This window comes from Leeuwenhoekiella sp. W20_SRS_FM14 (genome assembly GCF_052119605.1).
In the GTDB taxonomy this organism is placed as follows: Bacteria; Bacteroidota; Bacteroidia; order Flavobacteriales; family Flavobacteriaceae; genus Leeuwenhoekiella.
Genome location: NZ_JBGQOK010000010.1, coordinates 71,153 through 92,240, shown reverse-complemented (window position 1 = coordinate 92,240; position 21,088 = coordinate 71,153). Strand labels below are relative to the sequence as shown.

The 21,088-nt window shown below is 38.1% G+C and carries 23 protein-coding genes; 9 read left to right on the top strand and 14 right to left on the bottom strand.

Translation table 11 applies throughout. From position 1 onward, the window contains the following. Positions 1–269 precede the first annotated feature (269 nt). Positions 270–659: an HIT family protein gene (locus ACEN25_RS15465; protein WP_441803701.1), complete on the top strand. Its 390-nt coding sequence runs from the start codon at positions 270–272 to the stop codon at positions 657–659. A gap of 61 nt (positions 660–720) precedes the next feature. Here ACEN25_RS15465 and ACEN25_RS15460 read toward each other — a convergent pair whose 3' ends face one another. From ACEN25_RS15460 to ACEN25_RS15450, 3 genes are read right to left on the bottom strand one after another with little or no spacing between them, the layout of a single operon-like run. Next, complete coding sequence (locus tag ACEN25_RS15460; protein WP_051621356.1) at positions 721–1,074, bottom strand: hypothetical protein; 354 nt, start codon at positions 1,072–1,074, stop codon at positions 721–723. A gap of 33 nt (positions 1,075–1,107) precedes the next feature. Beyond that, complete coding sequence (locus tag ACEN25_RS15455; RefSeq protein ID WP_441803700.1) at positions 1,108–1,695, bottom strand: NUDIX domain-containing protein; 588 nt, start codon at positions 1,693–1,695, stop codon at positions 1,108–1,110. Then, entirely contained in the window at positions 1,695–2,846 is a 1,152-nt protein-coding gene (locus ACEN25_RS15450) for a sensor histidine kinase (RefSeq protein WP_028376848.1), read from the bottom strand. Before ACEN25_RS15450 ends, ACEN25_RS15455 begins: the two co-directional genes overlap by 1 nt. A 182-nt stretch (positions 2,847–3,028) precedes the next feature. Between ACEN25_RS15450 and ACEN25_RS15445 the strand changes: the two genes are divergently transcribed. From ACEN25_RS15445 to aat, 3 genes are all read left to right on the top strand, one after another. Next, positions 3,029–3,910, top strand: coding sequence for a flavin reductase family protein (locus ACEN25_RS15445; protein WP_441803699.1), 882 nt, complete (start codon positions 3,029–3,031; stop codon positions 3,908–3,910). Positions 3,911–3,943: 33 nt separating this feature from the next. After that, the gene (locus ACEN25_RS15440; RefSeq protein ID WP_028376846.1) at positions 3,944–4,324 is read left to right on the top strand and encodes a DUF3127 domain-containing protein; all 381 of its coding nucleotides are present in this window, start codon (positions 3,944–3,946) and stop codon (positions 4,322–4,324) included. A 149-nt stretch (positions 4,325–4,473) separates the two neighbouring features. Further along, the gene (gene aat / locus ACEN25_RS15435; RefSeq protein ID WP_441803713.1) at positions 4,474–5,109 is read left to right on the top strand and encodes a leucyl/phenylalanyl-tRNA--protein transferase; all 636 of its coding nucleotides are present in this window, start codon (positions 4,474–4,476) and stop codon (positions 5,107–5,109) included. Here the strand turns inward: aat and ACEN25_RS15430 are convergent. The 3 genes from ACEN25_RS15430 to ACEN25_RS15420 are packed head-to-tail and all read right to left on the bottom strand — an operon-like array spanning position 5,104 to position 6,891. Next, positions 5,104–5,781 carry a DUF2490 domain-containing protein gene (locus ACEN25_RS15430; protein ID WP_441803698.1) on the bottom strand — a complete coding sequence of 226 codons (678 nt, stop codon included), beginning with the start codon at positions 5,779–5,781 and terminating at the stop codon, positions 5,104–5,106. The two genes, aat and ACEN25_RS15430, sit on opposite strands and share 6 nt — an antisense overlap. Beyond that, positions 5,762–6,316 (bottom strand): hypothetical protein, encoded by a 555-nt coding sequence (locus ACEN25_RS15425; RefSeq protein WP_441803697.1) that lies wholly within the window; start codon positions 6,314–6,316, stop codon positions 5,762–5,764. The genes ACEN25_RS15430 and ACEN25_RS15425 overlap by 20 nt, the downstream gene beginning before the upstream one ends. Then, positions 6,313–6,891, bottom strand: coding sequence for a DNA-3-methyladenine glycosylase I (locus ACEN25_RS15420; protein WP_441803696.1), 579 nt, complete (start codon positions 6,889–6,891; stop codon positions 6,313–6,315). Before ACEN25_RS15420 ends, ACEN25_RS15425 begins: the two co-directional genes overlap by 4 nt. A gap of 93 nt (positions 6,892–6,984) precedes the next feature. On the opposite strand from ACEN25_RS15420, the gene ACEN25_RS15415 reads away from it, so the two are divergent. Continuing rightward, the gene (locus tag ACEN25_RS15415; protein WP_441803695.1) at positions 6,985–7,626 is read left to right on the top strand and encodes a thioredoxin family protein; all 642 of its coding nucleotides are present in this window, start codon (positions 6,985–6,987) and stop codon (positions 7,624–7,626) included. On the opposite strand, the gene ACEN25_RS15410 is transcribed toward ACEN25_RS15415, so the two are convergent. The 5 genes from ACEN25_RS15410 to ACEN25_RS15390 form a co-directional block, all read right to left on the bottom strand. Then, positions 7,601–8,335, bottom strand: a complete 735-nt coding sequence (locus ACEN25_RS15410; RefSeq protein ID WP_441803694.1) for a hypothetical protein — start codon at positions 8,333–8,335, stop codon at positions 7,601–7,603. The genes ACEN25_RS15415 and ACEN25_RS15410 overlap by 26 nt on opposite strands. Before the next feature lie 73 nt (positions 8,336–8,408). Continuing rightward, positions 8,409–9,110, bottom strand: coding sequence for a tRNA pseudouridine(55) synthase TruB (gene truB / locus ACEN25_RS15405; protein ID WP_441803693.1), 702 nt, complete (start codon positions 9,108–9,110; stop codon positions 8,409–8,411). 34 nt (positions 9,111–9,144) lie between these two features. Then, positions 9,145–9,942, bottom strand: coding sequence for an undecaprenyl-diphosphatase UppP (gene uppP / locus ACEN25_RS15400; protein ID WP_441803692.1), 798 nt, complete (start codon positions 9,940–9,942; stop codon positions 9,145–9,147). Further along, the gene (locus ACEN25_RS15395) at positions 9,943–10,263 is read right to left on the bottom strand and encodes a DUF3098 domain-containing protein (RefSeq protein WP_051621354.1); all 321 of its coding nucleotides are present in this window, start codon (positions 10,261–10,263) and stop codon (positions 9,943–9,945) included. Positions 10,264–10,349: 86 nt separating this feature from the next. Further along, positions 10,350–11,228, bottom strand: a complete 879-nt coding sequence (locus ACEN25_RS15390; protein ID WP_441803691.1) for a cell division protein FtsX — start codon at positions 11,226–11,228, stop codon at positions 10,350–10,352. A 133-nt stretch (positions 11,229–11,361) separates the two neighbouring features. On the opposite strand from ACEN25_RS15390, the gene ACEN25_RS15385 reads away from it, so the two are divergent. From ACEN25_RS15385 to ACEN25_RS15375, 3 genes are all read left to right on the top strand, one after another. Further along, on the top strand, positions 11,362–12,288 hold the full coding sequence (locus tag ACEN25_RS15385; RefSeq protein ID WP_441803690.1) for a ketopantoate reductase family protein: 927 nt from the start codon (positions 11,362–11,364) through the stop codon (positions 12,286–12,288). A gap of 97 nt (positions 12,289–12,385) precedes the next feature. Next, entirely contained in the window at positions 12,386–15,859 is a 3,474-nt protein-coding gene (locus tag ACEN25_RS15380; RefSeq protein WP_441803689.1) for a leucine--tRNA ligase, read from the top strand. Between the two features lie 158 nt (positions 15,860–16,017). Next, on the top strand, positions 16,018–16,713 hold the full coding sequence (locus ACEN25_RS15375; RefSeq protein ID WP_441803688.1) for a zinc metallopeptidase: 696 nt from the start codon (positions 16,018–16,020) through the stop codon (positions 16,711–16,713). Between the two features lie 77 nt (positions 16,714–16,790). Here ACEN25_RS15375 and tyrS read toward each other — a convergent pair whose 3' ends face one another. Further along, on the bottom strand, positions 16,791–18,098 hold the full coding sequence (tyrS, locus tag ACEN25_RS15370; protein ID WP_441803687.1) for a tyrosine--tRNA ligase: 1,308 nt from the start codon (positions 18,096–18,098) through the stop codon (positions 16,791–16,793). A 175-nt stretch (positions 18,099–18,273) separates the two neighbouring features. On the opposite strand from tyrS, the gene ACEN25_RS15365 reads away from it, so the two are divergent. Further along, the gene (locus tag ACEN25_RS15365; protein ID WP_441803686.1) at positions 18,274–19,284 is read left to right on the top strand and encodes an NAD-dependent epimerase/dehydratase family protein; all 1,011 of its coding nucleotides are present in this window, start codon (positions 18,274–18,276) and stop codon (positions 19,282–19,284) included. Here the strand turns inward: ACEN25_RS15365 and ACEN25_RS15360 are convergent. Both ACEN25_RS15360 and ACEN25_RS15355 read right to left on the bottom strand, forming a co-directional pair. Beyond that, positions 19,271–19,750 (bottom strand): DUF4296 domain-containing protein, encoded by a 480-nt coding sequence (locus ACEN25_RS15360; protein ID WP_441803685.1) that lies wholly within the window; start codon positions 19,748–19,750, stop codon positions 19,271–19,273. The two genes, ACEN25_RS15365 and ACEN25_RS15360, sit on opposite strands and share 14 nt — an antisense overlap. Then, entirely contained in the window at positions 19,747–21,087 is a 1,341-nt protein-coding gene (locus ACEN25_RS15355) for a dihydroorotase (RefSeq protein ID WP_441803684.1), read from the bottom strand. The genes ACEN25_RS15360 and ACEN25_RS15355 overlap by 4 nt, the downstream gene beginning before the upstream one ends. Between the last annotated feature and the right edge of the window lies 1 nt (position 21,088).

Here is a 21,088-nt window from a genome sequence, read left to right as displayed (position 1 = left end):
CATCATTTACTTTTTAAAAAATGAAAATCTATTAATACTTTAATCGGCTTTTTAGGTATCATTTAATAAATAGGCACATAAAAAAGCAAGGATTTCAAGAAAAACTGAGAATACATTAGCCTGTTGGGAAATGCTTTAAATTTTGTTAAAACAGGATCCTATTTTAGTAGTGCAATCAGCGGTATTTTGCTAAATGTGCTGCTTGAAGAATTTTAAATTAGGAAGAAAAACACATTCTCGTTACCTTCGAAAAAAATAAGCAAATTATTATGCCATCAATTTTCACTAAAATAATAAATCGCGAAATCCCGGGTCACATCGTTGCAGAAGATGACAATCATATTGCAATTTTAGATGTAAACCCAAATGCAAAAGGGCATACACTATGTATTCCTAAGAAAGAAGTAAATAAATTATTTGATCTTTCTGAGCCCGAATATATTGCGCTTATGGCATTTAGCCGAAAAGTGGCAATTGCTCTTGAAAAGGTAGTAGCTTGTAAACGAATAGGAGTTTCTGTTATAGGTCTTGAAGTGCCTCACGTGCACGTACATTTAATACCCTTAACGACTATGGAAGATGCCCGTTTTATTTCAAAACAATCTCTTACAGAGGCTGAATTTAAAGAACTAGCATCTCAAATCAATGCTGCGATATAAGATTCTTGATGAAGTATATTTAATATAGTTCAGCAAAGAAATTAAACCGAAGTAGATTTTTTTATGGTTGTTGTAGTTTGTAAAATGCAAATGCTGCACCCGCAATAGCTATAGTAATCCCTACAAAAATACCTACTGCTAAAGGTTTAAAACGGGTGTAAACTTCAGGATTGCCTATGCGTTTTAAATTGTACAGATATACACGGTCAATTTCATCAGTCCATAATGCAGGATAGATGACGGTTTCGCAATGACTGCATGTAAGTTCTCCTTTAATTTCTTTTGTGGCCTTACTCATTAATTTATTCTCCACTACTTTATTAGAGAAACTGAAAACGAGACCGTCCTGGGCAAAACATTTAGGACAATTGTTACGTATTTTGGATTCACCAAATTTAACGTACGTAGTAGCCATAATTCATCTATTGATTGATGCCGCTAAATTAAATTATTTAGCAAGATCTACCAGATTTATTTGAGCATATTGTAGAAGCATAATTGTTTTGGCATCTTTTATAGCGCCAGTTTTCATAAGGTTTATTGCTTCTTCAAATTGGTATTCAAGTACTTCAATATTTTCTGTTTCATCTGCAGCTCCGCCGCCTTCAGATACTTTTTGTTTCTTAGAATATTCTGCGATAAAAAAGTGTAAGATTTCGGTTACTGAGCCGGGTGACATATAAGATTCAAAGATTTTTGTAGCCTTATCTACTTTGTAACCTGTTTCTTCTTCAATTTCTTTTAGAATAGCTGTAGTAGGATCGTTTTCATCTAGCAGCCCTGCACAGGCCTCAATCATCATCCCATCTTCATTTTTATTTAAATAAGTAGGCATTCTAAACTGGCGGGTAAGAATTACAGTCTTTTGTTGAACATTGTAGAGTAATACAACAGCACCATTACCTCTGTCGTAGGCTTCGCGAGATTGTTTCTCCCACTCCTTATCCTTGTTGAGGTATTCAAAATCAACTTTGTTAAGCGTGTACCAGTTGTCAGACAACACGGTAACGCTCATATTTCTTACATTCTTATTCATTAATCTACCAGTTTTAAGGCAATTTGAAACGTTGTCCCTTTATTTATTTCGCTATGTAAAACCCGCACCTGCCCATCGTGATATTCTTCTATAATACGCTTCGTAAGTGATAAGCCCAACCCCCAACCTCTTTTTTTAGTAGTATAGCCGGGTTCAAAAATTGTAGAGAAATTCATTTTAGGAATTCCTTTACCGGTGTCTTTAATTAAAATCTTAGCGTAGCGCGTATCTCGTTTTAGAGTTAACTTTAAAGCTCCCTTGCCTTTCATGGCATCAATTGCATTTTTTACAAGGTTTTCTATACTCCAGGCAAAAAGCTCCTTATTGAGCATTACATAAAGTTCTCCCTGAGGTACGTCTATTTCAAAATCTATAAGTTTAGAGCTGCGTTTAGAAAGGTATTCAAAGGCATCCTGTGTTTCTAGAATTATATTCTTACGCTCTAGTTTTGGGATGCTCCCTATCTTAGAAAACCTGCCGGTAATGGTTTCTAGTCTGGTAATATCTTTGTTAATTTCTATCAGATATTCGGGATTAACATTTTCACTTTTTAAAATTTCTGTCCATCCCACCAGTGATGATAACGGTGTGCCTATTTGATGTGCTGTTTCTTTTGCCATACCTGCCCAGACAAGATTTTGCTCAGAAGCTTTTGAGGTGGCGTAAAAGAAATAAATTACAGCAATAAACAGGATGACGATTATCACTAAAACAATAGGAAAGTACTTAAGCTGATTAATAACAGGAGAATGCCCGTAGTATGCATATTGCAAATCACCGCCGGTGATGTCGATGCGTATGGGTTCGTTTTCGGCAGCCATCTCCATTAAAAGCTCTTGCGACCGTACGGCATCTTTAAGTACTGCATCAGGAATATTTATACTGTTTACAATACTGTCCTGATCATCAGTTATTATAATTGGGATGTATTGATTTTTAGAATTTATTTTCTGGCTTAGGGCATAGTATTGATTAATATCTTCAGTATTAAAAGCTTCCATAGATGAGGCCCAGATCTGCATACGATCACGCTCTGACTGTTTGAGCTGGTCAAAGAATAAAGAAACATTCCAGAGAATTAAGGCTGTAATAACTACAGCAGCAAAGATTATAAACCAGCGGGAGAACCGTTGATCTGGGTTAAAATTCATAAAGTTCCTGTCTTTAATCTAAAAAAAACGCGTTTTAATATATCTGTACAAATCTTAGGTTTTTTTCCCGGATTATGGTCTGTAAAATAGTAAAGAGACCTAATTAAATATAAAGTATTTCTTAGAGAATTATTGTAATCAAAACGGTTTTAAGTGTAATACCGTATGCCTACCTTTGCAAAATGAACAAAGAATTTGTTACCATTGATCCTACAAATACAGATAATGCCAGCGTTTATGGTATTTTGTCTGGTTCTGTAGGCCCCAGACCTATAGCTTTTGCAAGCACATTAGATGCAGACGGGAGGCCTAATCTGGCGCCCTATAGCTTTTTTAATGTGTTTAGTTCTAACCCGCCTGTGGTGGTTTTTTCGCCGGTACGCCGAGGTAGAGATAATACGACTAAGCATACTTTAGATAATATTATAGCTACGGGAGAAGTGGTTATAAATAGTGTTAATTATGCGATGGTACAGCAAATGTCTCTTACGAGCACAGATTATGACGCTGGTGTAGATGAATTTATTAAAGGAGGGTTTACAAAAGAAGTTTCTGAAGTTGTGAAGCCTTTTAGAGTGAAAGAATCACCTATACAATTTGAATGTAAGGTAAAAGATGTTGTTGCATTAGGAAATGAAGGTGGAGCAGGTAATCTTGTAATTTGCGAAATTGTAAAAATACATTTGCAGAAAGCGATTTTAAATGAAGATCACACTATTAATGAGCATAAATTAGATCTGGTTGCCCGTATGGGAGCTAACTGGTACACACGCGCTATAGACGGAATGTTTGAAGTACCAAAACCTTTGCGTAATTTAGGCATAGGCGTAGATCAAATTCCTGAAAAATTTAGGTATAGTAGTGTGCTTACGGGTAATGATTTAGGTAAATTAGGAAACGTAGAGCGTGTACCTTCAGCAGAAGAGATCACAGCTTTTTTAGATAATAATGAAGATTTAAAACTTCTGATAACCAATAAAGAAGATCAAGAACTGCATTTAAAAGTGCGTGATTTGATTAATCAAGATAATACAGGTGATGCCTGGAAATTAATTTTAGCCTAATACAAAAGGCACGTATAACAATAAACAACTAAGATGGAAGTACAGGGAAAAGTAAAAATGATAGGCGATACGCAAAGCTTTGGAAGTAATGGCTTTAGAAAGCGTGAGATTGTTGTAACTACTGAGGAGCAGTATCCTCAACATATTATGGTTGAGTTTGTACAGGATAAGACAGACTTATTAGACAGTTACAAGCCTGGTCAAAACGTAAAAATTAGTATTAATTTACGGGGTCGTGAGTGGGTAAATCCACAAGGAGAGACAAAATATTTTAACAGTATTCAAGGCTGGAGAATAGAGAATCTAGAAGGTTCTGCACCTGGTGCTGCAGGTATGCCTCCTGTACCACCGGCAGATCAATTTGAGCCAGCTTCAGATTTTGATGATGATGATCACGATGATTTACCATTTTAATCTAATTTTAAATTAACAAATAACCCCTGTAACTTTAAGGCTACAGGGTTTATCTCTTTGTAGTACTTTCAAAAAATAAGGCACTAAAATTGTAATTTGATTATTCTTGAGTTAGTGTAGTAAGATCAATCATAGTTAATTGTAAAGTCATCATTTATATAAACAAACATCAGCCTTTTCCAGATTACAGCTATGCAGATGAGGATGGTTTGCTTGCTGTAGGGGCAGATTTATCTGTAGAGAGATTGTTAGACGCCTACTCTAAAGGAATTTTCCCGTGGTACAATGATGGTCAGCCGGTTTTGTGGTGGTCACCAGACCCACGTATGGTATTGAAACCTGCCGAAATTCACATCTCAAAAACAATGCTTAAAATTCTACGCGAAAAGGTATTTAGGGTGACTTACAATACTTGTTTTCTTGATGTGGTTTTAAATTGTAAGCGTATAAAGCGAGATGGTCAAAATGGAACCTGGATAACTAATGAGATGTTAGAAGCCTATCAAAAATTACATGAAATAGGCGTTGCAGAATCTGTTGAGGTATGGCAAAATGATGCTCTGGTAGGTGGTTTGTATGGCATAAATCTCAAGGAAAAGAACATATTTTGTGGTGAAAGTATGTTTGCCAAAGTAAGTAATGCGAGTAAGGTTGCACTTATAACATTAGCGCAAAAATTACAAACTCAAGATTACAATTTAATAGATTGCCAGGTATATACAGAGCATTTGGAGCGTATGGGAGCTTCAGAAATAAGCAGAGCTCAATTTTTATCTTATCTATAAGTCAATTTTTGCTGAAGTATATAAGAATACTCTGTTTGACTCCTCAAGTAAATAATCATCTTTTCTATATTCTATAGCAATCTGAAGTTTTGTCGCAGCGCTTATTTTGTTACCAAGCGTTAGCGAAAACCGCTGATTAAAATCTGGTTTCTCCCGATCCTGAACGCTATAGACGTTTTCTAAGTTAATGGCAGTGTAAAATTCACCCGTATCTAAACGTAAACCCTGTAGCGGAAAATCAATACCTAATCTATAGCGTAATCTATAGGCAGTTTCTCCTGTATACAATCGTTCTTCTAGCCTAAATCTGTGACCTATGCGATATTGATTATAAGATCTCACATAATTATACTGCTGTGTAATGCGCACTTCATTACTGCGTTCTGTATCAAAGAGATCACGGTTTCTATAGCGTAACCCTAAACTAAAACTTCCGTAGAAACCACTTTGGTAGGTTGTAAAATGGGATAATTCTAAATGCTGTACTTTGTAAGCTTTCTCAGATGTAGGAAAGGTATTGCGATTAGTAAACTCAAAATTAAAACTCCATCTTGTTTCAGGCTTATAATTTAAGGAAAGCTCATGCTGGTTTAAAAATTCTGTGCCTTGACTAAAAAGGCACAGAGGGAAAAGAACTGCTAACAACAGCAGTCTAGAATAATAAAAAGTCATACGGTTGTCTCACTACTTCACGCGATTTTAGAAAATTACCATTTTGATCAAATGTCATTTCAAATCGCTCTAATTTATTGGTTGTATTTTTTGTGGCTATTATTAATTCCCAGGCATCAGGATTACTGGGAGCAATATGTATAAAATTACTATTAGGTTGGTACTGCGCCTGAATTTTTTCAATTTTATGTCGGTCAAAGGTAGTGTTTAAGTAAGCTTCAATTGATTTTATAACGCTACTCATTTCGTCTTTTGAAACTTCAATTTCTACATCCTCGAGCATACCGTTTTCATTAAATTCTACACTATATAAATATCCTTTAGATCTAAATTTAGACTCAAAGCTAGTAACAGCGCCATCTATTTCTTTATAGTAACGCATCTTTTGCTTTTCTATTTTAAGATTTTCAAGATACTTTAAAGCTTCCGCAGGCATCTGTTGAGCATTAATTTTTTGCTCATATTCTTGTTTTACTTCCTGAGCATTTAGCATACTCAAACCAGAGATTAAAATGAAGAATATGAGCAGCCTCATGGGTTTAACGCTTTAATTTGATTATATCTAAAACAAGTTATCTCGTGATCATTTACCATTCCTGTAGCCTGCATATGCGCATAAATAACGGTAGAACCTGTAAATTTGAATCCGCGTTTTTTTAAATCTTTAGATAGTGCATCACTAACAGCTGTAGTTGGGGGAGCTTCTTTATAATTTAAAACTGCATTTTGTACCGGCTTATGATTTACAAACCCCCAAATGTATTTTGAAAACGTGCCAAATTCTTTCTGAATTTTAATAAATGCCTGCGCATTAGATACCGTAGCTTTTATTTTAAGTTTATTTCTAATTATTCCGGGATTGCTCATAAGATCTTCTAACTTTTCAGCAGAATAGTTGGCGATCTTGTTATAGTCAAAATTGTCTAGCGCTTCGCGGAAGTTTTCGCGCTTGCGCAAAATAGTAATCCAGCTTAAACCTGCCTGAAAGGTTTCTAGTATTAGGAATTCAAAAAGCGTTGCATCATCATAAACGGGAACGCCCCACTCGGTATCGTGGTAGGCTTCATAAAGCGCATCTCCTGTGCACCAGCCACATCTGTTAATAATCATAAATCTAATTTATCTGATTATTTAAAGATAAACATTTATAATCATGACCTTTTAAAGGTGTAAGTTAAGTTATTAAATACCGACTTTTTTGAAATGAGTTTAAATCCTATAGAAGTTCAGGAATTTGCAAAGCAGGCTGTTGTAAGCGGGTTGACCTATGCAGATTACCGCATACTGGTTGCAAAGCATGCAGCCTTTTTTACGAGTACAGGTCACACCCAATCAGAAGCACTATCTAATTACACAGTACTTAATGATAAGCGTATGAAGCGCTGGGATAAAACCTTACGACTTACTCAAGATCAAGAATTGCAAATTAAGACGTTTAACAGACCGTTAAACTGGCTTGTACTTTCTGAAAGCTGGTGTGGTGATGCGCCACCGGCACTCGCCGTTATGAATCGTATAGCAGAAGTACAACCGGCGATTAATTTTAAAGTAATCTTGAGAGATGATCACCCTCAATTGATGGATGCTTTTCTAACAAATGGGGCGATGTCTATTCCTAAACTTATTATTCAGGATTCGATAACTCAGGAAATTCTTACTTCATGGGGTTCACGTTCAGAAGCGGCTCAAAAATTAGTTGATGACCATAAGGCGAAATATGGTGAGATTAAACCTTCATTTAAAGAAGAGCTGCAATTGTGGTATAATAAAGATAAAGGGATGTCTATACTCTCAGAACTGCTGGTGATATTAAGCGCTCTTAACCTTGAAACTCAAAAGTTATAGTGCCTAACTGAGAAGGTCTGGTGCTGTCATTAAATATCGCCTGTTGCGCATATTCTAAAGCCTGGTCAACAAGGCAGCCATTTGTTGTTGTAGAAGCCGCTTTATTAAAATAAACCTTACTTACGCTGCCCAGATTGGTTACTTCAATATTAATAACCACTTTTCCTGTGGCGTCGCATGTATATACAGGATTAGGTATTTTAATGGCATTGCGATCATTTAGGTGATAGGTAACGGTGCTGCGTCTGTAACTTGATGTATTTACTTTAGAAACCTCTTTTGAAGTACTGCTTTCTCCAGCAGACTGTTTTTCTTTCCGTTTTTGTTTTAACAATGCGATACGCTGTTGGTAATCTGGGAAGGACTCATCTTCCCCGTCATTATCTTCTGAAGGATCAGCTGTTTCAGAATCTGTTTTTAGCGCATTATCAACTTGATTTTGCTGACTAAAAAATCTATTTGCCTCACGCACCAGCCTATTGCTACTTTGCGCTTGATTTGTCATTTTTTGATTTAACTGTTGCACTTCTTCAAGTTGCTCAAGTTGTTGCTCCTCTTCAGGAATATCTTGAATTATAGGAATTGGTATAAATTCTTCTACCTGTGAAGTATCGTACGGGTTTATTGTTAAAAAGAAAAAAACCAGAACAAAGATGCTGGCACCGCTAAAGGTGATAAGCATTGCTTTATCTTCTGGTGATAATTTCATAACTGTAAAAATACAAAAACGCAGCGTGCGTTGCTGTTAAACAAAACGGAAGAACCTCGTGCTAATTGTATGACTAATCTGCGTTATTTAACGCGGCTTCAAAATCTTTAAGATTTGTAGCATTTGTAACGGAATATGCACCAATTTTTGTTCTGCGCAAAGCGGAAAGATGGGCTCCAGAATTTAGTGCTTTACCAAAATCGTGAGCTAGCGAGCGTATATACGTTCCTTTACTGCAACGTACTCTAAAGTCTACCTCAGGAAGTTTGATACGGGTAATCTCAAAGGCTGAAATCTCTACCTCACGACTCGGGATTTCTACCGCTTCGCCTGCCCGGGCAAACTCATATAGGCGTTTACCTTCTTTTTTTAAAGCTGAAAAAACAGGTGGTTTTTGCTGAATGTTTCCGGTGAATTGTGCTGTTGTAGCATGTATTAATTCTTCGGTGATTTCTGAAGTAGGGAAGGTCGCGTCTATTTCAGTCTCTAAGTCGTAAGAAGGCGTAGTAGCACCAAGAACAAAGGTTCCTGTATATTCTTTTTCCTGCCCCATAAAGTCCTCAATACGCTTAGTAAACTTACCGGTGCAAATAATAAGCAAACCGGTAGCCAGAGGATCTAAAGTACCTGCGTGACCTACTTTAATTTTTTTTATATTAAATGTTTTGCGTATTAACCACCGCGCCTTGTTAACCAGCTGAAACGACGTCCAGTTTAAGGGTTTGTCAAAAAGCAAAACCTGCCCTTCTTTAAAGTCTTCTTCGGTAAACTGCATACTGATTTTATGAAATGCTATTTAAAAAATAGGGTTAAAGGTTAGAATACCCAAAACCTATTGCAATGATGCCTACAATTAGGCAGTAGATTGCAAACCAGGAAAGCTTACTCTTTTTAACCAGTTTTATCATCCATGTACAGGCAATTAATCCGCTTACAAATGCGGCGATAAAACCAATAGAAAGTGCTGTAAAGTTACCAGAGTCTGTAGTTATCTCGCCACCCAGAATATCTTTTGCGATCTTTCCAAAAATTAAAGGCACCACCATTAAGAATGAAAATCGGGCAGCTTTAGCTTTATCATTTCCTAATAAAACCGATGTAGAAATTGTTGCACCACTTCTTGAAATGCCGGGAAGCATCGCTATTGCCTGAGCAATACCTATTACAACAGCGTTGCGATAACTTACAGGTTTTTGGGTATCTTTTGCTTTATCTGCAAGCCATAATAAAAGAGCTGTAATGATAAGCATCATCCCTACCAGCAAAATATTTCCGCCAAAAAGAGATTCTAATTGCTCTTCAAAAAACAAACCGATAAGGACAGCAGGTATCATAGATAATATGATTTTGACCGCAAATTGAGATTCTTCATTCCATTTAAATTGAAATAAACCTTTTATGATGTCAAAAATGTCTTTTCTAAATACAACCAGTGTACTCAAAGCTGTAGCAAAATGAAGTACTACGGTAAATAAAAGACTTTCTTCTGGTAGTGTATTATCCCCTAAAATAGCCTTACCTAATTCGAGATGACCACTTGACGATACCGGTAAAAATTCGGTAAGTCCTTGAATTATACCCAGTATTATAGCGTCTATTATATCCATTTACTTGGTGTGCTTATCCTTAGGAAAAGTTTCAGAAACTTTATCTCGTGTTATTGTTGAAGATGAGTCTGGGTTCAATAAAATCGCATACACTTCTATTCCAAAACCTATTAATACCAAAGCAGGAGCCAGGCGTATACGTCTCCAGTTGTAAATTTCCGGATTAAAAACGTTAGGATCGTCACTGCCACCACCAGACATTAAAATAAAACCAAGAGCAATTACACCAAGGCCTATAAGCATCACCTGATAATTTTTTTTCTTAAAAATAAAACTACTGCGATGCAGTTCGTTTTGCTTTTTTCGTTTTTGTTCTCCCATTTCTCGTTAAGAGTTAAATGTTATTGGTTATATGTTAAGAGCGCTTTTGCTCTTTTCTGTCTTATCTAAAATCTTAAGTCTTAGATCTAATAGTAAAGTTCGTCTGTTCTCAAATTGAGAAAACGTTGTGTTGCTAAAAAGGTACTAAACCAGGTAATAATAACGCTAGCGGCAAAAACACCTACAAATAATATAGCTAAAATCATTTTATCGCGTAACAACTCAAGTTCAGGAAACGTTTCATTTAAGTAATACAAAACTGCTGCCATTCCGGCTAGTGCGATTATGGCACCTACCATTCCCAGTTTCATACTTAGCCAAATAAAAGGTCTGCGTATAAACCCTTTGGTTGCCCCCACCATTTGCATGGTTTTAATCGTAAATCGTTTAGAATAAACAGATAGGCGAATTGCACTATTAATAAGTAATACCGCAATTAGTGTAAAAACACCGCTAATAATCACAATCCACAGACTTATCTTTTTAATGTTGTCATTAAGCAATGAGATAAGTGGCTGATCATAATTTACCTCTTCCACAAAATCTTTAGTCATCAATTCGTCAGCAATTTCTTTAACCTGAGCAGCAGAAACAAAATCTGCTTTCATATACACATCTATGGAGTTTTGCAGGGGGTTGTACCCTAGAAAATCCATAAAATTTTCACCTATTTCTTTACTATGTTCTTCTGCAGCTTCCTCTTTAGAGACAAATTGAGTAGATTTTGTATAGTCTGCAAGCGCTAAGGTCTTTTCGAGCTGCTTCATTTCTACTTCTTTGGCGTCGTCTTTGAGATACACCGTTAGTGCAATTTGCTCTTTAAAGTGATCTGCAACTTTCTTAGAGTTGAGCACTAAAAGGCCTAATAAACCCAGTAAAAACAGCACCAAAGCAATACTTAGAACCACCGAAAAATACGATGAAATCAATCTGCGGCGTTGAAATTTTTCAAAAGATGACGACATGAGGCTTACTAAAATTTTGCGTAAAAATACTAAAGTTCGTGCTTCTTAAACGCACCCTTTCTGCATTTTGTATTTTTAGTTTGTCTTTTTCAGAATAACAGTGTTCTTAAACTTAAAATATAAATAGAAAACGATGAATATTCTTATATATGGTATAGGTGGTGTAGGTGGCTATTTTGGCGGAAAACTCACACAGACAAAACATAATGTAACCTTTATCGCTCGCGGTGAACATCTCAAAGCGATACAGGATAATGGGTTAGATGTTACCAGTTACAAAGGTGATTTTAAAGCGACACCAGATCTTGCCACAGATGATTTGAGTAAAATACCTACTCCAGATCTTGTAATTTTAGGCGTAAAATCGTGGCAGGTAAGTGAGACGATTAAAAAATTGAAGCCTTATGTAACACCGGAAACGATATTCTTACCCTTACAAAATGGTGCAGCAAATGCCGAAATGATTCTTGAAGTACTTCCAGAAGCACAGGTTTTAGGTGGATTGTGCCGCATCGTGAGTTTTGTAGATGGCGCTGGCAAAATTAAACATCCTCATTTTGAACCCAGTATTACTTTGGGAGAACTTGATGGCAGTCTTACAGATCGAGCAAAAAGAATCAAAGAAATGTTTGAAGAGGTAGGCGACGTTACGGTTCACTTAGTAGATAATATTCAAGTAGAAATCTGGAAGAAGTTTTTATTCATCTGTAGCATTAGTGGTCTTGGTGGTTTAGTGCGTGTACCTATGGGAAAAATTAGATCTAGTGATTATCTTTTTAATATGATGAGAAATACGGCTCAAGAGATTTTTAAAGTAGCAAAAGCTAAGGGCATCAAGCTTACCGAAGCGCATATGGATGCTGTTTTTGAAGCGATTCAAAATCAGGGAGCAGACGTAACTGCTTCTACACAGCGCGATATTATGGAGGGCAAGCCTAGCGAACTCGATAATTTTAACGGTTATGTTGTGAGGGAAGGGAAGCGTCTTGGGGTTCCGGTTCCTATAAATGAGCTCATTTATGAATGCCTTAAACCTATGGAAAAAGAGGCGCGATCGTAGCTTTATAGCTTTCGCGAAAGCAAAACACGAAATCCCTTTAAAATTGTAAATTTGCCGCCTATTATAACGCACGAAGTGCGCAAAGTAACACACGGCAATGAACTACGATTTTAACGCGATAGAAAAAAAGTGGCAAAAGCACTGGAAAGACCACGGCACTTTTGAAGCTCAAAACAACAGTGATAAACCTAAATATTATGTGCTTGATATGTTCCCCTATCCATCGGGAGCAGGCTTACACGTTGGGCATCCGTTAGGGTATATCGCCAGTGATATCTATGCGCGTTATAAGCGTCATCAGGGGTATAATGTATTGCATCCGCAGGGGTATGATTCGTTTGGGCTTCCTGCAGAGCAGTATGCGATTCAAACCGGGCAACACCCGGCTATTACTACTGAAACTAACATTGCACGCTACCGTGAGCAACTGGATAAAATAGGTTTTTCATTTGATTGGAGTCGCGAAGTGCGCACTTCTGAGCCTGAGTATTACCGCTGGACCCAATGGATTTTTATTCAGCTTTTTGAAAGTTGGTATAATAAAGACAGCAACAAAGCAGAACACCTAGACAACCTTATTGCAAAATTTGAAGCTGAAGGAAATGCTTCAGTTAATGCCGTTTGTGATGAGGATATAGAATCCTTCACCGCTGAAGATTGGAAAAATGCTTCCGCGAAAGCGAAACAGGAAATCCTTTTAAAATACCGTTTAACATATTTAGCAGAAACCGAAGTAAACTGGTGCCCGGCATTGGGTACGGTTTTGGCAAACGATGAGATTGTAAACGGCGTTTCAGAGCGTGGCGGTCATTCTGTAGTACGTAAAAAAATGAAACAATGGAGTATGCGTATCAGTGCCTATGCACAGCGTTTACTAGATGGACTGCAAGATATCGACTGGCCACAACCGCTTAAAGATTCACAAACCAATTGGATTGGGAGAAGTAAGGGGGCTTCAGTAGAATTCAGAATCCTCCCCCCAACCCCCTCCCACGGAGGGGGCGCAAGCCACGCCGGTTTTATGACCGGAAAGCCCGAACTAATCTCGGTTCTTTTAGAACGCGCTCAGGAAATGCGTGATAAACCTACAAAAGCCGAGGCCCTTCTGTGGAGTAAATTGCGCGGTAAAAAAACCGGATTTAAATTTAGACAGCAACATCCAATTGATCAATATATTGTTGATTTTGTGTGTCTTTCAGCTCAACTCATTGTTGAGGTAGATGGGGATGTGCATCAATATCAAATGGATAAAGATGCAGAACGTCAATTGTTATTGGAACAGAAAAAAGGGTACAAAGTTCTAAGATTCTCTAATGATGAGGTGCTAAATAATGTTGAAAAGGTAGTTGAAACGATTACCAGTGAAATAGAGCGTCGTGAGAAAGTCCTCCCCTTGGGGGAGGATTTAAGTGGGGAGCGTATATCTGTGTTCACAACTCGTCCTGATACTATTTTTGGAGTGACGTTTATGACATTGGCACCTGAATTAGACCTTGTAAAGGAAATCACCACTCCAGAGCAAAAAGCTGAAGTTGATGCGTATATCGCAGCGACTGCAAAACGTAGTGAGCGCGAGCGTATGGCCGATGTAAAAACAATTTCGGGAGCATTTACAGGAGCGTATGCAGAGCACCCATTTACCAAAGAGCCTATCCCAATCTGGATAGGAGACTATGTGCTTGCCGGTTATGGTACAGGAGCAGTGATGGCGGTTCCTTGCGGGGATCAGCGGGATTGGGATTTTGCAAAGCATTTTAATATTCCTATTAAAAATATATTTGACGGCGTAGATATTAGTGAGCAGGCATATGCCGAAAAAGATAATACGCCGCTTAAAGATTCAGATTTCTTAAACGGATTGTCTTATAAACAAGCGCTTCCTAAGGCAATTGAAGCACTGGAAGAATTAGGGCAGGGAGAAGGCAAAATTAACTACCGCTTGCGCGACGCAGTATTTAGTCGTCAGCGCTATTGGGGTGAGCCATTCCCGACCTATTATGTAGACGGAATGCCGCAAATGATCGCGCCTGAGCATTTGCCCATTCGCTTACCTGAAGTAGAAAAATACTTACCCACCGAAGAAGGTGAGCCACCACTAGGCCGCGCCGATGTTTGGGCCTGGGATACCAATCAAAACAAAGTAGTAAGTAACGAAAACCTCTCCCTCGTGGGGGGAGACCGAGAGGGGGACAATGGAGTTTACCCACTCGAGTTAAACACCATGCCGGGTTGGGCAGGGTCAAGCTGGTATTTCTTCAGGTATATGGAGAAAGCTTTGCGCGATGAAGCTTTTGCGTCAAAAGAAGCGATGGATTACTGGCAGGATGTGGACTTGTACATAGGTGGTAGCGAGCACGCAACCGGACATTTATTGTACAGCCGTTTTTGGGTAAAATTTTTAAAAGATCGCGGTTTTGCTTCTGTAGAAGAGCCTTTTAAAAAGCTGATCAACCAGGGGATGATTTTGGGGACCAGTGCTTTTTTGTATCGATCAACTGTCGAGCTCAATTTAGTAATCACCTATACAGAGAATTCTGAGAAGAAAGTTGAAACTTTTGGATTCAAGACGCCAGTATTTATCGAAAGAAATTTAATAACTGGAGAAGCTTGGGCTGAATGGGCGGATCAGGTTATAGATTTGGCAAAAAATGCTATTCAAAAACAACTGGAAGGCAAAGATTTTGAGGTTCTCGAAATAATAGACAAATTTATAGGTGGTCCTATTTCTGTTCATGTCGATGTAAGTTTAGTAAATGCATCTGACGAAATGGATATTCAAGAGTTTAAGAAGCATCCTTTAAATTCTGATTATAAAGATTCAATTTTTATTACTGAAAAAGAGGGTGTCTATAAAGTTGATCGCGAAGTAGAAAAAATGTCGAAATCCAAATACAACGTGGTGAATCCCGATGATATTTGTGAGGAGTACGGGGCAGATACGCTGCGTATGTATGAGATGTTTTTAGGTCCGTTAGAACAAGCAAAACCCTGGAATACTGCAGGAATCACGGGAGTGCATAACTTCCTTAAAAAATTATGGAAGTTGTATCACATAGTAGATGCATCCGGAAACTTGGGAGACTTTGCGGTTTCAGAAGAAGCTGCTTCTAAAGAGGCTATGAAAGTGTTGCATAAAACCATTAAAAAGGCTCAGGAAGATATTGAGAACTTCAGTTTCAATACTTCGGTTTCTACCTTTATGATTGCGGTAAACGAATTTTCCGCTTTAAAATGCAATAGCAGAGAAGTGCTAGAGCCGTTGGCGGTTTTGATTTCGCCTTATGCGCCACACATTGCAGAAGAATTGTGGAGTTTATTAGGGCACAGCGAGTCTATCGCTACTGCGCCATTTCCAGAATTTGACGCAAAACATTTGGTAGAAAGCAGTAAAGAATACCCAATTTCATTTAACGGGAAAATGCGTTTTACAATGGAACTTCCGCTAGATCTTTCTAAAGAAGAAATTGAAAAGGCAGTACGTGCACACGAGAAAACTCAGGAATATTTGGGTGGCCGCGAACCTAAAAAGGTGATTATTGTGCCGGGTAAGATTGTGAATTTTGTGGGTTAGTCCCCCTAACCCCCAAAGGGGGAATTTTCAAAACGCTTCTCCCTTCTCCGTTGGAAGAAGGTTGGGGATGAGGGAAAATAAGCCAAAACGACAGCTTTCGTTTTGGCTTATTTTTTGCTAATTAATGATTAGTTTTATACTACTTAAAATTTAAAGTTATGATGGGATATTATATTCTCATAGGTGCAATTGCACTGGTGAGTTGGTTAGTGAGTAATAAATTAAAAAGCAAGTTTAAAGAATACTCACAAATACATTTACAAAATGGTATGAGCGGTGCGGAAATTGCCCGTAAAATGCTTAGTGATAATGGGATTAATGATGTAAAAGTAATATCGGTACAAGGCCAGTTAACAGATCATTACAATCCTGCAAACAAAACGGTTAATTTAAGTGAGCCGGTTTATAATCAGCGTAATGCAGCGGCAGCTGCAGTAGCGGCGCACGAGTGTGGGCACGCGGTACAACACGCACAAGCTTACAGTTGGTTAACTATGCGTTCTACGCTAGTGCCCGTAGTAAGTGTAGCATCACGTATGTCTATGTTTGTAATTATAGGAGGCTTTGTGTTGATGTCAATTATAAGTAGTGGAGTAGGTTTTACCGTCGCTGTAATAGGTCTTGGTTTATTTGCAATGGGAACATTATTTGCTTTTATTACGTTGCCCGTAGAATATGATGCGAGTAATCGTGCCTTGGCCTGGTTAGAATCATCTAATATGTTGACCAGTCAGGAACACGCAGGGGCTAAAGATTCTTTAAAATGGGCGGCACGTACATACGTGGTGGCAGCAATAGGATCGTTAGCAACTCTATTGTATTTCGCACTACAGGTTTTTGGCGGAAGAAGATAGTTCAAGTAGAAAATAAAAAAAAAAGCCGCAAACAGTACGATTCTGTTTGCGGCTTTTTTTTTGATGTATAAACGAATTTAATCCATCACGCGAATCACAAAGTAATTTTTCTTACCGCTCTGTAATAAAATAAATCGGTTGTTGATTAAATCTTCGGTAGTGATGCTGTGACCATCTGCTACTTTTTCCTGATTTACAGAAATTGATTTTTGCTTTAATGCGCGTTTTGCTTCTCCGTTAGACTTTAAAAATCCGGTTTTTTCAGAAAGAGCACTTACGATATCTAATCCTGCTTCAACCTCCCCACGGCTAACTTCCGCTTGCGGTACACCTTCAAAAACATCTAAAAAGGTTTTCTCATTAAGTGCTTTTAAGTTTGCAGCTGTAGATTTTCCGAAGAGAATTTCAGACGCTTTTACGGCATTTTCAAGATCTTCTGCGCTGTGTACGGTGAGTGTCACCTCCTCAGCAAGACGCTTTTGTAAAGCACGTTGATGAGGTGCTTCCTGGTGAGTTGCAATTAGGTTTTCGATCTCTTCCTTTTCTAAAAAGGTAAAAATCTTAATGTATTTAGCGGCGTCTTCATCGCTGGTATTTAACCAGTATTGATAAAATTTATAAGGAGAAGTGCGTTCTGCATCTAGCCATACATTGCCACCTTCACTTTTACCAAACTTGCTTCCGTCTGATTTTGTGATAAGCGGGCAGGTAAGTGCATACCCTTTACCCTCGCCTATACGGCGTATCATTTCGGTACCCGTAGTGATATTTCCCCACTGATCACTACCGCCCATTTGAAGGGTAAGACCGTGTTCTTTATACAAATGATAAAAGTCATAACCCTGAACCAACTGGTAGGTAAATTCGGTAAAGGACATCCCATCGCCTCGTGATTCAGAATCACCAGATAACCGGTTTTTAACCGAATCTTTAGCCATCATATAATTTACGGTAATGTGTTTACCTACATCGCGAATGAAATCGAGGAAAGAAATATCTTTCATCCAGTCGTAATTATTTACCAATACGGCCTGATTTGCAGCACCCGAGGTAAAATCTAAAAATTGAGAAAGTTGTCCTTTTACACATTCCTGATTGTGGCGTAATGTTTTTTCGTCAAGTAAATTACGCTCGCTAGACTTCCCGGAAGGATCACCTATCATGCCTGTAGCACCACCTACCAGCGCAAAAGGTTTATGACCGCAGCGTTGATAATGAGCCAAAATCATAATAGGAACCAGGTTCCCTATATGCAAACTATCTGCGGTAGGGTCAAATCCTACATAGGCAGAGCGCATTTGCTCCATAAGGTGTTCTTCGGTGCCCGGCATCACGTCGTGAATCATTCCGCGCCATTTAAGTTCTTCAATAAAATTGGTAATCATAATTACGGTTTTCTGCGATTTTACTCGATAATCGAGATTAAACTAGTTCGACTTTTTAGCTGTCAAATTAATGCCTGTAAGACATGCTTAAAGTGCGATTAATAAGCGCGCAAAGATAAAGATATTGCGCAAAGCATCGCGACAAGAACGCAAGAATATCGTTAACTTAGTGCCCATGATTTTAGTAACTGGAGGAACAGGCTTAGTTGGCTCGCATTTAATGTATGAATTGATCGCTCAGGGCGAAACAAAACTACGTGCTACCTATAGAACAATTGAAAGTATTGAGCCGGTACGCGATTTATTTAAATGGAAAGCTAAAGAGAATACAAAACAGGCAGCGTTACTTTTTGAACATATAGAGTGGGTAGAAGCAGATGTTACAGATATTCCTGCGCTTACTGAAGCATTTGATGACATAACCTTTGTGTATCACTGTGCAGCGCTTATATCGTTTAACCCCAGGGATTTTGAAAGGCTACAAAAAATTAATGTAGAAGGTACAGCAAATGTGATTAATCTTTGCATTAAAAATAAGGTTACAAAAGTATGCTATGTGAGTTCTGTGGCAGCCTTAGGTAATTCTAAAGGGGCAATAACAGAAGAGACACACTGGGAAGCTAACAAAGAAAACAGCGTTTACAGCATTAGCAAGTTTGCTTCAGAAATGCAGGTATGGCGAGGCACGCAGGAAGGTCTTGATGTTGTAATTGTTAATCCTGGAATAATTTTAGGTGAAGGGTTCTACAAACAGGGTAGTGGTGTGTTCTTTAAAAAAATTAAAAAGGGTCTTGATTACGTAGTCCCGGGTTCTTCTGGTTTTGTAGATGTTTTAGATGTGGTAAATGCAATGATTTTGCTTATGCGGAGCAAGCAAGTAAATGAGCGTTATATTTTAGTAGGTCATAACCTGGGTTTTAAACAGGTATTTGAACAAATTGCAATTGCGTTGCAGGTAGCACTTCCAACTAAAAAGGTAAAAAAATGGCAGCTAGAGTTAGCCTGGCGTCTCGATTGGGTAGCAAGTCTCTTTGGTAAAAAGCGACGTTTGTTTAGAACTACTGCACGCTCTGCTTATACTCAGGTGATTTATGACACTACAAAAATAAAGAATCAGCTAGCTTTTAAATATACCCCCTTAGAAGAAACGATTAACCGAATTGCCAATCATTTTAATCGCCAATAGGAGTAAGAAGGGAGTCTTGTGCAGGTTCAATTTTTGAAAGGCTGTCTTTAAGTTGAACTTGTTTGCGTATAGAATCTCTTTTAAATTTAGATTCTACATTGCGAATGCTGTCTTGATCATTTTGTGCAAACTGAAGTTTATCGCGCTGCTCGGTAAGTCTTTTGCTTACTTCTTCCCAAATCGCTGTAAACTCATTAAAATTGACACTGTAGTAATTTATGCTTTCTGCAAACTGTAAACTGTCTATATCGTATTTTTTATAAATGAAGGAGTCTGGCTCAATACCCAGGCTTCGCATCTCATTCATATTGTACGTTCTAAGGGTACGCATAATCGAGACATCATACAAAATGTCTGTCATAAGATCTTTCTTGATAAAATTATCAGGCTTTTTAGGCTTCTGAATGTCGTTACAACCCAGCAGGAGCAGTAGCGAGAGCATAACTATATAGCCCGTTCTTTTCATCGGTTAAAGGTTAAACGCTTTGCAAACTTATCGTCATAAACTTTAAAGTTTTTGTATGCTAATCTACCATTTACAAAAGTATGTGTAATACGTGATTTAAACGTGCTTCCTTCAAATGGAGACCATTTGCATTTATACAAAATATTGTCTGTGGTAACCGTCCAGGGGTTATAAAGATCAACCATAACCAGGTCTGCAAAATAACCCGGCTTGATAAAACCGCGCTTTTCTACTTCAAAAAGAATAGCAGGGTTGTGACACATTTTTTCTACAATCTTCTCAAGACTTATTTTTTCTTCGTGATACATTTCTAGCATAGCCGGCAGTGCATGTTGTACTAGGGGACCACCACTAGGTGCTTTTGTGTATACGTTTTGTTTCTCTTCTAAAGTATGTGGTGCGTGATCTGTTGCAATGACATCTAAGCGGTCATCCAGTAATGCTTCCCACAACGCATCTTGATCTGCCTGAGTTTTTACAGCAGGATTCCATTTTATAAGAGTGCCTTTTTCTTCATAATCTGCATCGCTAAACCACAGGTGGTGTATGCAAACTTCGGCAGTAATTTTTTTATCTTTTAGAGGTGTCTTATTGTCAAACAGCTCCATTTCTTTTGCAGTAGATAGGTGAAAAACATGGAGTCTGGCTCCCGTTTCTTTAGCTAAGGCAATTGCTCGAGATGAAGATATATAACATGCTTCGGCACTACGTATAATAGGGTGCATATTAATAGGAATATCATCACCATAACGCTCTGTGTAAATTGCTAAATTTTCACGTATAGTCTCCTCGTCTTCGCAATGTACCGAGATTAAAAGATCTGTACTTTTAAAAATTTCACGCAGAACCTCTTCATCATCTACCAGCATATTACCTGTAGAACTTCCTAAAAAGAGCTTTAAACCGGCAACTTTTTTCTTATCTACCTTTTTAATTTCGGCAAGATTATCATTTGTGCCACCAAACATGAATGAATAGTTTGCGTAAGAAGTCTCTGCGGCAATACTAAATTTTTCTTCTAACTTTTCTATAGTAGTAGTTTGCGGTACTGTATTAGGCATTTCTATAAAGGAAGTAATACCTCCTGCAACTGCGGCAGCAGACTCTGTTGCTATAGATGCCTTGTGTGTAAGACCGGGTTCTCTAAAATGAACCTGATCGTCAATAACACCAGGTAACAAATGTTGTCCTTCGGCATCAAAAACGTGTACATCTGGGCTTTTAACGCTCAAATTCTGACTCACTTCCATAATAATACCATTCTCAATATATACGTCACCGCGCATAATTGAGCCTTCATTAACTATGTTTGCGTCCTTAATTAGTACTTTTTCCATT